A 14,505-nucleotide genomic window follows, 5' to 3' on the forward strand; every position below is an offset into this window, starting at 1 on the left:
GAAACTGGCGTCAACACTTATTTGAAACTTTTTAACCCAAAGGTCAGGAAGCCCAGAGGACGCCCCATTCCTCCTTTATAGGCTGGCTTGCCCCGCCCTCTCCTTCTGTTGCCTCATATAAGGAATGCGAGCCACGGCTCCGCCGCTTTCGACGAGTGTTCCATGCGCCTCATACATACCTCCGACTGGCACCTGGGCCAGACCCTGCACGGCCAGGACCGCGATCATGAGCATGCGCGCTTCCTCGACTGGCTGCTGCGCCAGCTGGAAGAGCAGCGCGCCGATGTCCTGCTGATCGCGGGCGATATCTTCGACACGATCAATCCACCGCTCAAAGCCCAGGAGCGCCTCTACGACTTCATCGTCAGCGCCCATCGACGGCTGCCGCGGCTGGAGATCGTGATGATCGCAGGCAACCACGACTCCGGCGCGCGCATCGAACTGCCCGCTCCGCTGATGAAACGACTGAACGCCCATGCCATCGGCCGGATCGGCTGGATAGACGAAAGCCTCGATAGCGATCGCCTGCTGCTGCCCCTGCACGACGCGGATGGCCAGGTCGCCGCCTGGTGCCTGGCCCTGCCCTTCCTGCGTCCCGCCGAAGTCACCGGAGGCGGGCTCGGCGACGATTACCTGGCCGGTATCCGCCAGGTGCACGAACGCCTGGTTGCCGCCGCGCACGCCCGTCGCACGCCGGGACAGGCACTGGTCGCCGTCAGCCACGCACACATGGCCGGCGGCTCGGTTTCCGAAGACTCCGAGCGAAACCTGATCATCGGCAACGTCGAAGCGCTGCCCGCCAGCCTGTTTCCGGAGCAGATCGCCTACGTAGCCCTCGGTCATCTGCATAAGCCACAGAAAGTCGCCGGACAGGAGCGCATTCGCTATAGCGGCTCGCCGCTGCCGCTGTCCTTCGCCGAAGTGAACTATCGCCACCAGGTCCTCCTCGTCACCCTGGAAGGTGAGCGCCTGAAGGATGTACAGAGTCTTCCGGTGCCACGCGCGGTGGAACTGTTGCGCATCGGCCCCGCGCCTCTTGGCGAGGCGCTCGATCGAATCGGCGAACTGGCCGAGGCCGACCTGCTGAACGAACAGCGGCCCTGGCTGGAGGTCCGCGTCATGCTGGATCAGCCGCAACCAGACCTGCGCCAGCAGGTCGAGAGCGCCCTGCTGGGCAAGGCTTGCCGTCTGGTGCGCATCGCCAGCGAGTACCAGCGCCGCGACGAAGAGCAGGCGCCGCTGCTCGGGCTCGACCAACTCAACCCCCAGGAACTGTTCAGCCGCGCCTGGGAAAGCGCCTATGGCTCCGGCCCGGATGCGCAGGCGCTGGATGACTTCGCCTGCCTGCTGCAAAGCGTCGAACTGGCCACCGAAGAGCCCCCGGGGAAATAAGCCGTTCCATGAAGATTCTCGCCATCCGCCTGAAGAACCTCGCCTCCCTCGCTGGCGAGCAGGAAATCGACTTCACCCGCGAACCGCTGTCCAGCGCCGGCCTGTTCGCCATCACCGGTCCGACCGGCGCCGGCAAGAGCACCGTGCTGGACGCCCTGTGCCTGGCCCTGTTCGGCAGCACGCCGCGGCTGGAAAGCACTTCGGCCAGCAGCAAGGTTCCCGATGGCCGGAACGAGCTGTCCAGCAACGACGAACGCAACCTGCTGCGCCGCGGTTGCGCCAGCGGCTACGCCGAAGTGGATTTCGTCGGCATCGACGGCCACCGCTATCGCGCCCGCTGGGAAACCCGGCGCTCCCGGGACAAGGCGGACGGCGCCTTGCAAAAGAGCCAGCAGAGCCTCCAGGACCTGGAGACCCAGCAAATGCTGGCAGCGAACAAGAAAAGCGAGTTCCGCGAACAGCTGGAGCAGAAGCTCGGCCTCAATTTCGCCCAGTTCACTCGCGCCGTGCTGCTGGCCCAGAGCGAATTCAGCGCCTTCCTCAAGGCCAGCGACAACGACCGCGGCGCATTGCTGGAGAAACTCACCGACACCGGCCTGTACAGCCAATTGAGCAAAGCCGCCTATCAGCGCGCCAGCCAGGCCGACGAGCAGCGCAAGCAACTCGAGCAACGCCTGGAAGGCAGCCTGCCCCTGGCCGAGCAGGCCCGGGCCGGGCTCGAGGCGGCGCTGGAATCCCACGCCCAGGCGCGTCTCCAGGAGCAACAGGCACTGCAACGTCTGGAAGGCCAGCAACAATGGTTCACCGAGGAGCAGCGGCTGCTGCAATCCTGCGAGCACGCACAAGGTCAACTGGCCGAGGCCAGGCAGGCCTGGGACGCCCTGGCGACGGAGCGGGAAACCCTGCAATGGCTGGAGCGCCTGGCTCCGGTTCGCGGTCTGATCGAACGCCTGAAGCAACTCGAGCAGGAACTCCGGCACTCCGAGCAGCAGCAGCGGCAGCGCACCGAGCAGCAAGCCGCGGGTGCCGAGCGCTTGCAAGGATTGCAGGCCCGCTTGCAGGAGGCGCGCGAGCGCCAGGCCCAGGCCGACAACCATCTGCGTCAGGCCCAGGCGCCGTTGCGCGAGGCTTTCCAGCTGGAGAGCGAGGCCAGGCGCCTGGAGCGAACGCTGGCCGAGCGACAGGAACTCCATCGGCAATCGAACCAGCGCCACGCCCAGCAAAGCGACGCCGCTCGGCAACTGGATATGGAGCAGCAGCGCCATGTCGCGGAACAGGCGCAACTGCAGGCGGCATTGCGCGACAGCCAGGCTCTCGCCGCGCTCGGCGACGCCTGGGCGACCCACCAGGGCCAGCTCGCCACCTTCGTGCAACGTCGCCAGCGCGCGCTCGAAAGCCAGGCGCAGCTCCCCGAGCTGGAAAAATCCCTGGCCCACGCCGGGGAACCGCTCGAACGCTTGCAGGCGCAATGGACCGCCCTCCATGGCAGCGAGCCGGACGACCTGGCGGCACGCCTGGTCGAATTGCGCCGGCAGACCGATAGCCTGGAACGACAACAAGCGCTCCACAAGGAATGGCAACAGGTCCTCGACCAACGCGCCGGTCTGGCTCGACGCCTGGGCGAACTCGACCAGCGTATGGTCGAGCAGGAGCAGGCATTGCTCGACCTGAAACGACAAGGCAGCCAATGCGCCGAGGAGGTGAAGGCGGCGGAGCAGGCCCTGCAGGTCACCCGCGAGTTGCTCCAGCGCCAACGTCTGGCCCGCAGCGCCAGCGTCGAGCAACTGCGCGCCGGCCTGGTGGACGGCGAGGCCTGCCCGGTCTGCGGCAGCCAGGAGCATCCCTATCACCATTCCGAGCAACTGCTCGCCGCCCTCGGTGAACACGACGACCAGGAGCAGGTCCGCGCCGAGCAGTCCCTCGAGCGGCTGCGACAGACCCTGGTCGGTCTGCGCGAGGGCTATTCCAGCCAGCGGGAAAGACTCAACCAGAGTCGCCAGGAGCAGCAGGAACTGACTGGCCAACTGGCCGCGCTCGATCGGCAACTGGACCAATGGACGCTGCCGGAAGAACTGCGACTCCTGCAGCCGTCCGCGCAGTTGGAGTGGCTGGCACAACGCCTGGACGACCTGGCAGGGCAGCGCCAGCAGTGCCAACGAGACTTCGACCGGCTGATCGCCCGCCAGCGCCAGACCCAGCAATTGCAGCAGGAACTGCGGGCCGCCGAGACGATCCTGCAACAGCGCCAGCAGGCGCTGACGGAACAACGGCAGCGCTACGAACATTTGCAGCAGCAGGTCGAGGAGGACAGCCAGCAATTGCGTCCATTGCTCTCCGACGAGCACTGGCAGCGCTGGCAGGCAGATCCGCTGCGGACTTTCCAGGCACTCGGCGAGTCCATCGAGCAACGCCGGCAGCAACAGGCGCGGCTTCAGCAGATCGAACAGCGTCTGCAGGAGCTCAAGCAGCGCTGCGATGAATCGAGCTGGCAACTGAAGCAAAGCGACGAGCAACGCAACGAAGCCCGTCAGGCAGAGGAAAGGGCCCAGGCGGAACTCGCCGAACTGAACGGACGCCTCGGCGCTCACCTGGGCCAGCACGCCTGCGCCCAGGACTGGCAGCTATCGCTGGAGCACGCCGCGCAAGCGGCGCAGAGCGCCGTCGAGACGCTCCAGGCGCCCCTGGATTCGCTGCGCGAGGAACAACTGCGACTCGCCGAAGCCCTGGAACACCTGCAGCAGCAACGGCAGCGCCAACAGGATGAGTTCCAGCGCCTTCAGGCCGACTGGCAGGCCTGGCGCGAACGCCAGGACAACCTCGACGACAGCCGCCTCGACGCCCTGCTCGGCCTTTCCGAGGAACAGGCGACGCAATGGCGGGAGCAATTGCAGCGACTGCAAGAGGAGATCACCCGCCAGCAGACACTGGAAGCAGAGCGCCAGGCGCAACTGCTCCAGCATCGCCGGCAGCGGCCGGAAACCGACCGCGAGGCGCTGGAAGACAACCTGCGGCAACAGCGCGAACGCCTGGCCGCCAGCGAACAGGCCTACCTGGATACCTACAGCCAGTTGCAGGCCGACAACCAGCGCCGCGAGCAGAGCCAGGCGCTGCTTGCCGAACTGGAGCGAGCCCGCGCCGAGTTCCGCAGATGGGGCCGCCTGAACGAACTGATCGGTTCGTCCAGCGGCGACAAGTTCCGCCGCATCGCCCAGGGCTACAACCTCGACCTGCTGGTGCAGCACAGCAACGTGCAGTTGCGCCAGTTGGCGCGGCGCTACCGCCTGCAGCGCGGCGGCAGCGAACTGGGCCTGCTGGTGGTGGACACCGAGATGGGCGACGAACTGCGCTCGGTGTATTCGCTCTCCGGCGGCGAGACCTTCCTGATTTCCCTGGCCCTGGCGCTCGGCCTGGCCTCTATGGCATCGAGCAAGCTGCGCATCGAGTCGCTGTTCATCGACGAAGGCTTCGGCAGCCTCGACCCGGAATCCCTGCAACTGGCGATGGATGCCCTGGACAACCTGCAGGCCCAGGGGCGCAAGGTGGCGGTGATTTCCCACGTCCAGGAAATGCACGAACGGATCCCGGTCCAGGTGCGGGTCCAGCGCGAGGGCAACGGCATGAGCAGCCTGAAGGTGGTCGGCTGAGCCGACCGCCCAGGCGGTACGTCAGAACGGCAGCTCGGTCTGTTCACCCGGAGCATGCGGCGGCTGCTCTTCCCTTTCCGGCCGCAGATGCAGCATCAGCCCGCTGAGCCGGCGCACCTTGCGCCGCACTGCTTCCTCGAACACCCCGGGCAGGCTTTCCACCAGGCTGAACCAGTCGCGGGCGCGGGTGATACCGGTGTACACCAGCTCCTTGGTCAGCACCGGGTTCAGCGCGTCCGGCAGGACCAGCGCGGTATGGGCGAACTCCGAACCCTGCGACTTGTGCACGGTCATGGCGAACACGGTGTCCACCTCGACCAGGCGGCTCGGCAGGACGAAGCGCACGCCGCCGCTACCGTCGTTGCGCGGGAAGGCCACCCGCAGCGCGAAGCGCAGGCTGCCGTCGTCGTTGCGCTCGGGCAGGCGCAGGGCGATGCCGATATCGCCGTTCATCAGCCCCAGGCTGTAGTCGTTGCGCGTCACCAGTACCGGCCGCCCCTCGTACCAGCCGTGATCGGCCTCGATCAGGCCAAGGCGCAGCAGTTCTGCCGCTACCCGCTGGTTCAGTCCTTCCACGCCCCATGGGCCGCGGCGCAGCGCGCAGAGCAGGCGGAAGGCGTCGAAAGCCGTCAGTACCGACTGCGCCCAGCGCTCCCAGGCGCCATCCTCCAGCGCCAGTCCGGCGGCCGGGCGGCCCTCGGCCAGGCGTTGCAGGTAGTGCCGGTAGCCGTACGGCGCGCCCGGCGCCTGCGGATGACCGTCGACGAACAGCCGGGCGAAGGCTGCATCGCGCTCCCCGCGCAGGCGCAGGTCGAAGAGGTCGGCGGGCGGACTGTCCAGCAGCGCGCGCGCGTCGCCGGCCTGTTGCCGGTTGACCAACCGCGCCAGGCGCCCGATCCCGCTGCTCGCGCCGAAGCGCCGGGAATGCCGCAGCATGACGGTCTGTTGCGCCAGCGGATGCGCCTGCGCCGAACCTTCGCGCAAGCCCTGCCAGGTTTCGCCGCTGACCCGCTGCAACCAGGCGCGGGTCTCGGCGCTGTACCAGCCCTCCTCGGCATCCCGGCAGAGATCGCCGAGCACCGCGCCGGCCTCTACCGAGGCCAACTGGTCCTTGTCGCCGAGCAGGATCAGGCGCGCCTGCGGCGGTAGCGCATCGAGCAGGCTGGCCATCATTTCCAGGTCGATCATCGAGGCCTCGTCCACCACCAGCACGTCCAGCGCCAAAGGGTTGTCCCGGTGGTGGCGGAAGTGCCGGGTATCCGGACGGCTGCCAAGCAGACGGTGCAGGGTAGTGACCTCGGCGGGGATCGCCTGCAACACGTCTTCCGCCAGCGGCAGGGCCCGGACCTGCTGGCCGATGGATTCGGAGAGACGCGCCGCGGCCTTGCCGGTGGGCGCCGCGAGGCGGATGCGCAGCGGCTGGCCGGCGGCTACCGCCGGTGCCTGGAGCAGACCGAGCAGGCGCACCACGGTGGTGGTCTTGCCGGTACCGGGACCGCCGGTGATCAGGCTGAAATAGCCGCGGGCCGCCAGGGCGCAGGCCAGCTTCTGCCAGTCGGTGACGCGCTGGCCGTCTTCCGTAGGCGCCTGCGCGAACAGCGCGGCCAGGCGCGGCGCCAGGTCTGCGGCCAGGGGCGCCTGCCGACCCAGGCGCTCGCGCAGGGCCAGGGCGATCTCCAACTCGTGCCGCCAATAACGACGCAGGTAGAGACGCTGGGCGCAAAGCACCAGCGGCGAGGTCGCCGTCTCGCTCGGCTCGGGATCGCCTGGGCGCTCGTCGACCACCTCCACCAGCGGTGACGCCGCCAGGGCCTCGCGCCAGGCGTCGAGGCGCACGCCGTGCAGCAGTTGCGACGGCAACAGCACATCGCGGCCTTCGTCGCCTTCCGGCGGCAGCGACAGTGCCGCGTCGGGCGCGCCGAGGGTCGCCTCCAGGTCCAGGCAGACGTGACCGTGGCCCAGTTGGTGGCTGGTCAGCGCCGCCGCCAGCAGCACCCGGGGATCGGCCTGCGGCTGCAACTCGACGAGGAAGGCGACGAACGCCCGGTCCAGCGCCCGTAGCCAGCCGCGCGCCACCCACAGGTCGAGCTGGCGCAGCAGGTCGTGGCGTGCCGCCAGCGGTTGCGCTACCTGGTCGTCGCGGCCATCGCGGACTTCGCCGGCCAGTTGCTTGAGGGTCGGATTCATCGCTCGGCTCCCGGCTGGCCGCTGAACAGCGCGTCCAGGCGTTCGATCAGTTCCCGCGGCGGGCGCTCGAAGTGCAGGCCCTGGGTCGCCGCGCGGGCGCCGCGGAGGAACAGGTACACGGCGCCGCCCATGTGGCGGTCGTAGTCGTAGTCGGGCAGGCGCGCCTTCAACTGCCGGTGCAGGGCCAGCAGGTACAACACGTACTGCAGGTCATAACGGTTCTCCAGCACCGCGGCGGTCATCGCTTCCGGGCTGTAGGCGCCATCGTCGGCGCCCAGCCAGTTGGACTTGTAGTCGGCCACGTAGAAACGCCCCTGGTGCTCGAAGACCAGGTCGACGAAGCCCTTGAACATGCCGTTCAGCAGGGTCGGCGCCAGCGCCGGACGCGCCGCGCCGCCGAGGGTATGGCGCCGGACCAGGGCGTCGATCGCCTCGGCCTGGACCTGGTGGGTGGCGAACCAGAACTCCATTTCCACCTGGTAGGCGACCAGCCCGGCCAGGCTGGTTTCGCCACCGGGCCAGCGCAGCGGTTCGGCGAGATACTGCTCCAGCCACAGGTCGAGCGGTTCGGCCCAGTCCTTCCAGCCACGCAGATCGCAGCGTCGCGCGACCAGTTCGCGGCGCCGCTGGGCATCGGCGCGCGCCACCTCGAAGCCTTCGCGGCCGGCCCATTCGAGCAGCCCGTGGAGGAAGGTGCCGGGAGCCGGTCCGCGCGGGAAGCGATGCAGGTCGTCGCGCATCTCGCTGGCGTGCGCGACCGGCGGCTGTTCGGCGGAACGGCCTTCTTCGTGGAAGGTGGCTTCCTCGGCGCTGATCGGCTCCTGCGATTCGTCGCTCTCCAACACCTCGTCATCGTCCAGCCCGGCGGAGGCCTGCAATTGCAGGCCGGAATAGCTGGCGACCCACCACTTCTCGCGGCTGCTGCGGCGAGTTTCGCGGGCCTGCCCAAGGCCCTGGCCGCGCCCTGCGACATAGCGTTCGGCGTCCGCCTCGGGGGCCGGCTCGACGACGATCTCCCGGCACTCGCCGCGCAACGCGGCGAGGCATTGTCCGAGGCCATCGCTGCCGATGGTCGCGCCGCCGGCAAGCAGGTAGCCCAGGGCCCCCTTGTGCAACTCCGGCGACTTGCTGTTGCTCGCCACCAGCGGCGCGATGCCCAGCCACACCGAATGGCGGGCGCGGGTCAGGGCCACGTAGAGCAGGCGCATGTCTTCGCCGAGGCGCTCGTCGTTGGCCTGCTCGTAGGCCCGCGCAGCCTGCTCCTTGCGCCGCGCCAGCTCGATGACCCGCCCTGCAGCGCCATCCTCGTGGAAACTCGCCGGCGCGCCGCTGTTGCCGTCCAGCTCCCTCCAGCTGCAGATGAAGGGCAGCAGCACCAAGGGGTATTCCAGCCCCTTGGACTTGTGGATGGTCACCACCTTGATCAGGTCGGCGTCGCTTTCCAGGCGGAGGATCTCTTCGCTCCCCGGACTCTGCACCTGCTCGGCCAGATGGCGGATCAGCGCGTGCTCACCGTCCAGCTCCACCGCCGCGCGCTGCAGCCACTCGGCCAGGTGCAGCAGGTTGGTCAGGCTGCGCTCGCCATCGGCATGCCGCAGCAGGCGCGCCGGCAGTTCGAAGTCGGCGAGCAGGCGCCGCAGCATCGGCAATACGCCCTGGGCCTGCCAGGACCGGCGATAGTCGCGGAAGCGCAGGACCATCCGTTCCCAGAACAGTTCGTCCTGGTTCAATCGTTCCAGGGTCGCCCAGTCCAGGTGCAGGCTGCGGGTAGCCAGGGCGACCCGCAGCAGCGTATCGGCACCGGGGTCGGCGCAGGCGCGCAGCCAGTGCAGCAGGTCGATGGCCTCCTGGCTGTCGAACACCGAGTCGCGGTCGGACAGGTAGACGCTGGCCAGACGCCGCGCCGCCAACGCGCTACGGATCGCCTCGGCCTCGGCGCGACCGCGGACGAGGATGGCGATATCCGCCGGGCGCAACGCACGCCAGCCGCCCTGCTCGTCGGCGAAGCCGGCGCGGCCCAGGTCGGCCAGGCTCAGCCAGCGGCGGATGGCGCTGGCGCTGCGCTCGGCCATTTCCTGGCGATACGCCGCGGAGCCAAGCACGCCGGCTTCGACATCAAGGTTCCAGAACGTCATCGCTGGCGCCTCGGCACCGTCGATCAACAAACGTTCGGCGCGCCCCTGGGCGTCCACCGCATGGAACGGCACCGGGTTTTCCAGCCCCTCGCGGGCGAAACGGAAGGCGCCGCGCGGGTGCTCTTCGGCGAAGGCGAAGCAGCGGTTGGCGGCCGCCACCATGGCGGCGGTCGAGCGGAAGTTCTTGCCAAGGGTGTAATGCCGCCCGCGAGTGGCCTCGCGGGCGCGCAGGTAGGTATGGATGTCGGCACCGCGGAAGGCGTAGATCGCCTGCTTGGGGTCGCCGATCATGAACAGGCCGGTTTCCCGCGCCTGGGGCTCGTCGGGATCGGCGGCGATCCGGTAGATGCGCTCGAAGATCCGGTACTGCACCGGGTCGGTATCCTGGAACTCGTCGATCAGCGCCACCGGGAACTGCTCGCGGATCAATTGCGCCAGGCGCTCGCCACCAGGCCCCTGCAAGGCGCGGTCGAGGCGGCTGAGCAGGTCGTCGAAGCCGATCTCGGCACGCCGCTGCTTCTCGATCTCCAGTTCGTGCCCGACTTCGCCCAACGCGTGCAACAACAGGTGGGGAGCGAGATCGGGACGCTCTTCCTGATGCGCGGCCCAGGCGTCGATGGCCCTTAGCGCGGCATGCTCGGGCGCCACGCGCTTGGCGGTGAGCTTGATCCGGGTCTGGCCGAACTTGCCGAGGTTGGCCGGCTGCTCGCCGCCCTCGCTCCAGTCCGCCAACGCTTGCAGCCAGGCGTCGAAGGTCTCGTCGCTGTCCTTGCCGCGATAGCTGTTGCCGTTCAGGTAGGGACGCAGGTCGCGCAGCAGCGCTTCCAGTTCGACGCGCGCTGCGCGCCAGGCGGCGCGGGCCTGCGCGTCCAGTTGGTCGAGCTGGCGATACCAGTCGCCGCCCTGCTCCAGCAAGGCTGCCAGTGACTCGGGCGCACTCAGCGCCTGGTCGGCGTAGCGGAAGTCGGCGTCCTGCCGCGCCAGCAGCGGCTGCAAGGCCTTGCCCAGCGTCTCCGGCCCGCTGTAGCAACTGGCCACGGCTTGCGCCGCCGGAGCCGTCAGGCCGTAGAAGTTACGCCGCCAGTAGTCCCGTACCACTTCGGCGAGCAATTCGCTCTGGTCGGTTTCCAGGTTCTGGGTGAACAGGCTGCCGCTGTCGAAGGCGTGCTCGCGCAGCATCCGGTAGCACCAACTGTGGATGGTCGATACCGCGGCCTCGTCCATCCACTCCGCGGCCAGGCGCAGCAGGCGCGCGCAGCCCGGCCAGCGCTCGGCGGGATACTGCTGGCGCAACGCGACCAGCAGGCCGTCGTGGCGCTCCTGCGGCTCGGCGAAACAACGCGCCGCTTCGCCCAGGCGGCTGCGGATACGCTCGCGGAGTTCCTGGGTCGCCGCATCGGTGAAGGTCACCACGAGGATTTCCGGCGGGCTCAGCGGCCGGCCGAAAGCGTTCTCGCCGCCATGGTCGAGGACCAGGCGTACGTATAGCAGGGCGATGGTGAACGTCTTGCCGGTACCGGCGCTGGCCTCGATCAGGCGGCTGCCGTGCAACGGGAAGTCCAGCGGATCGAGGGCCACGGGCATCTGCTGCTGGCTCATGCCTGCTCCTCCGCGCCACGTCCCAGGGCAGCCAGCAGCGGCGCGTAGAGCTGCTCGGCCCAGTGCGCGAACTCACCGCTGGCGAGCAGCCTGTCGAAGTCCGGATAGACCCGAGCCAGCGCCGGCGAGGCGTCCACCTCGCCCCCCATGCCGAACCCTCCCTCGTAGCGCTTGCGCGCCTCGCGCATGGCTTTCTCGGGCTCTGCGGCGCCACCACTGGCGAGCCAGGCGAAAGCGGTCCGGCAGGCCACCGGCAACGGCTGGCGCATGCCCTGGCGCCAGGCGTCGATCAACTGGTCGAGGTACTCGCCGGCGCGCTCGCTCGGCAGCGGCGGAATCTCCAGGGTGCCGGTCTGGCTCACCAGCACGCTGCTCACCGGCTGGCCTAGACGTTGCAGGGCGAGGTGCTGCAACCAGTGGCGCACCAGGCTGTGCCACTTGAAGCCGCGCCCTTCATGGAGCTTGCCGCTGAGCAACTGCAGGCGCGCCAGGCGCCCGGAAGCGTCGCGACGCAAGCCGCCGAGCCAGTCCTCCAGCTCCAGCCCGGACGGATGGCGATGGCGCAACTCCTGCTGCTGCTCGACCGCCTCCGGCCAGCGCTCGATTTCCTGGCGGTAGCGCCAGAGCAGGTCGGGCAGCGGTTGCAGCAAATGGCGCGCGGAGAACTCGCCGAACGCCGCCAGCGGCAGGCGACCCTGTCGCCGCAGTCGCTCGACCTGGGCCTGCAACTGCGCCGGCAGGCCCTCGGCATCCCAGTCCCGCTCGACCCAGCGCTTCATGCGTTCGGTCAGCTCGAATTGCAGCTTCCAGTTGTCCAGCGCGTCCAGTTCGAAAGGCTCTTCGTCGTTGCCGGTCAATTGCTCGTCGTCGAAACGCACCTTGAGCCGCTGCTGGAAGAACGCATTCACCGGGTTGGCGAGGAACTCCGCCAGCGCTCGCAGCCCCAGTGTGCCCTCCAGTTCAAGCGGCGGCAGGGGCGCTTCGGCGTCGGGAACGGCGATGTCGTCCTCGCTATGGACCTCGCGCCACTCGCGGGCGTAGGTGAACAGGCCATCGACGCCCTGCTCCGGCGCATCGTGAAAATACCGACGGCTGAACGGCTGCAGCGGATGCTCCTGGGTCAGGGCACGCAGCAGCGCCTCGCCGTCGCCGTCCGGGTCCAGACGCCAGCCGGCCGCCAGGTGATCGCGCAACTGGCCGATCAGCACCGAGGGCGGCCGCTCGCCATTGTCGCGGATACTCCGCCCCACCCAGCTCACGTAGAGCTGCTCGCGCGCCGAGAGCAGCGCCTCGAGCAGCAGGTAGCGGTCGTCCTCGCGCCGCGAGCGGTCGCCGGGGCGGTAGTCGTTGCGCATCAAGTCGAAATCCAGCGGCGACTGCTGGCGGGGGTAGTCGCCATCGTTCATGCCAAGCAGGCAGACCAGCCGGAACGGGATCGCGCGCATCGGCATCAACGTGCAGAAACTCACCGCGCCAGCCAGGAAGCGCTGGTTCAGGCCGCCCTGGTCCAGGCCGCCGAGCCAGGCCTCGCGTATCACGCTGATCGGTAGCGGCTCGGCGAAGGCCGCACAAGCGCAGTGTTCCTGCCAGCGCTCGAGCAATTGCAGGAGCTGGGTGAGGAGCAGTTCGTCGCGCTCGTCGTGGGCCTCGAAGAACACCGTGAGCAGGGCTTGCAGGCGCTCGCCCCACTGCGCCGGGGTGGCCGGTTCGGCCAGCTCGGCGTAGGCCACCTCGAGGCGCTCCAGCAGCACAGCCAGCGGGCCTGCCAGGGCGGCGTCCAGACCACCGACCTCATCGTAGGGCTGGATGCCTTGCAGGGCCGCGCCTTCGCCGACCGCGTAGCCGAGCAGCATGCGCCGCAGACCGAAGCGCCAACTGTTGCCCTCCAGTCCCGCTGGCAGGCCGAGACGCTCGCGCTGCGCGGCATCCAGCCCCCAGCGCACGCCGGCGCCTTCGATCCAGCGGTGCAGGGTCGCCAGGTCGGCCTCGTCGACGCCGAAACGCCGGCGCAATGCCGGGACGTCCAGCAGGTCGAGGATCTCGCTCACGGCGAAACGGCTGTCGGGCAGTTTCAGCAGGTGCTCCAGGGCGATCAGCAGCGGCTCGCGACCGCGCTGTCCCTGGTCGGCCAGGGTATAGGGAATGAAGCGCTGGTCGTCGCGCGGCACCTGGCCGAACACCGCCTCGATGTGCGGTGCGTAGGCGTTGATGTCGGGGACCATGACGATCACGTCGCGCGGCTTCAGGCTCGGATCGGCGTTGAAGCGGGCGAGCAACTGGTCGTGGAGGATCTCCACTTCGCGCTGCGCGCTGTGGGCCACATGGAAGCGGATCGAGGCGTCGCTCCGCGGCGCCACCGGCGGCCAGTGCTCGCGGGTTTCCGCCAACGGGCGCAGTTCGAGGATATCGTCCTGCAACTGGCCGAGCAGCCCGTGCGGGGCCTCCTCGCTGAACAGGTCGATGCGCCCGCCGTTGACCTCGCCGAACAGGTTCCGATAGCTGTCCGGGTCGTCGTAGCTGTCGAGCAGGTTGATGTAGTCGCGGCCCTGCTTGCCCCAGGCCGCCAGCAACGGCTGGGCATGCTGGTGCTGGCGGTCCTCGTCGAGGTCGGCGGGGACGCCGGCGCGGCGCTGCTGGCGGCGGTACTCGTGGCGCAACAGGTCCTTGTCGGCGACGATGTCGGCCCAGTGGTGGCGACAGGGGTTGTGCACGCAGAGCAGCACCTGGCTGAACCTGGCCAGGGCGGCCAGCGCCTCGAGGGTCTGCGCCGGCATCGAGGAAATCCCGAACACCACCACTCGTCGCGGCAACGCGCGCGGCGCCGCGCTGGCGGAGCGCAGCGCCTCGATGAAGCGCCGGTGCACGCCGGAGCGGCTGCGGGCCAGGCTATCGGCACCGACGTCGGCGAGCAGCGCGCGCCACAATTCGGCCTGCCAGCGCTCGTCGGCACCGAGCGGGCGCGCCTGCCCGTTCGCCGTGCGCAACTGGTCGCGGCCCTGGCTCCAGTCGTCGAGCCAGTCGCCGCGATAGACCTGGTACTGGTCGAACAGGTCGGCCAGGCGCTCGGCCAGTTGATGACGCTTGCGCAGGTCGGCATCGTCGGCGAGGAAACGTTGCAGGGTGCGGAACTCGGGACGCTCCAGCAATCCGGGAAGCAGACGCATCAGGCGCCAGGTCAGCGGCGCCTTGTCCAGTTCGGAAACCTCGGGAATGCTTTCGCGGCCCAGCACCGCGCGATAGGCCTGCCAGAGGAACTGCGCCGGCAACTGCACCTCCAGCGCCGCGGCGATGCCGCCACCGCCGCCGCCGTCCTCGCGGGGATCTTCGGCCAATGCCAGCTTCAACCATTGGGCGATGCCGTTGCTGTGCACCAGGACCCGCTCGCTTTCCAGCGGCGCCAGCGGATAGCGGCGCATCCAGGAAACGGCGAGGTCGCGCAGGTCGTCCAGGCGATTGCCGTGGACGATCATGAATCCGGGCGTGAGGGCGGTGGTTCCCAAGGGTTCTGGCATCGGTACGGCTATTCCTGGCGCAAGGCTCTGGCGAAA

General features: G+C 68.9%; 5 protein-coding genes. 2 read left to right on the forward strand and 3 right to left on the reverse strand.

Features of this window, described 5'->3' with window-relative positions:
• Nucleotides 1-162 precede the first annotated feature (162 nt).
• Both HMPREF3014_RS32715 and HMPREF3014_RS32720 read left to right on the forward strand, forming a co-directional pair.
• Nucleotides 163-1,392 carry an exonuclease SbcCD subunit D C-terminal domain-containing protein gene (locus HMPREF3014_RS32715; protein WP_023087782.1) on the forward strand — a complete coding sequence of 410 codons (1,230 nt, stop codon included), beginning with the start codon at nucleotides 163-165 and terminating at the stop codon, nucleotides 1,390-1,392.
• Nucleotides 1,393-1,400: 8 nt separating this feature from the next.
• Nucleotides 1,401-5,036, forward strand: a complete 3,636-nt coding sequence (locus HMPREF3014_RS32720; protein WP_023087783.1) for an AAA family ATPase — start codon at nucleotides 1,401-1,403, stop codon at nucleotides 5,034-5,036.
• Between the two features lie 21 nt (nucleotides 5,037-5,057).
• Here the strand turns inward: HMPREF3014_RS32720 and recD are convergent, their stop codons facing one another.
• From recD to recC, 3 genes are read right to left on the reverse strand one after another with little or no spacing between them, the layout of a single operon-like run.
• Nucleotides 5,058-7,223, reverse strand: a complete 2,166-nt coding sequence (recD, locus tag HMPREF3014_RS32725; RefSeq protein WP_003146668.1) for an exodeoxyribonuclease V subunit alpha — start codon at nucleotides 7,221-7,223, stop codon at nucleotides 5,058-5,060.
• The gene (gene recB, locus HMPREF3014_RS32730) at nucleotides 7,220-10,957 is read right to left on the reverse strand and encodes an exodeoxyribonuclease V subunit beta (RefSeq protein ID WP_023087784.1); all 3,738 of its coding nucleotides are present in this window, start codon (nucleotides 10,955-10,957) and stop codon (nucleotides 7,220-7,222) included. The genes recD and recB overlap by 4 nt, the downstream gene beginning before the upstream one ends.
• Nucleotides 10,954-14,469, reverse strand: a complete 3,516-nt coding sequence (gene recC, locus HMPREF3014_RS32735; RefSeq protein WP_023087785.1) for an exodeoxyribonuclease V subunit gamma — start codon at nucleotides 14,467-14,469, stop codon at nucleotides 10,954-10,956. The genes recB and recC overlap by 4 nt, the downstream gene beginning before the upstream one ends.
• Nucleotides 14,470-14,505 lie beyond the last annotated feature (36 nt).

It is taken from the genome of Pseudomonas sp. HMSC065H01 (genome assembly GCF_001815235.1).
In the GTDB taxonomy this organism is placed as follows: Bacteria; Pseudomonadota; Gammaproteobacteria; order Pseudomonadales; family Pseudomonadaceae; genus Pseudomonas; species Pseudomonas aeruginosa.

What these genes read in the sequence shown, in the direction of transcription:
- HMPREF3014_RS32715 (WP_023087782.1), top strand. Translation starts at nt 163, where the DNA reads ATGCGCCTCATACATACCTCCGACTGGCACCTGGGCCAGACCCTGCAC.
- HMPREF3014_RS32720 (WP_023087783.1), top strand. Translation starts at nt 1,401, where the DNA reads ATGAAGATTCTCGCCATCCGCCTGAAGAACCTCGCCTCCCTCGCTGGC.
- recD (WP_003146668.1), bottom strand. Translation starts at nt 7,223, where the DNA reads ATGAATCCGACCCTCAAGCAACTGGCCGGCGAAGTCCGCGATGGCCGC.
- recB (WP_023087784.1), bottom strand. Translation starts at nt 10,957, where the DNA reads ATGAGCCAGCAGCAGATGCCCGTGGCCCTCGATCCGCTGGACTTCCCG.
- recC (WP_023087785.1), bottom strand. Translation starts at nt 14,469, where the DNA reads ATGCCAGAACCCTTGGGAACCACCGCCCTCACGCCCGGATTCATGATC.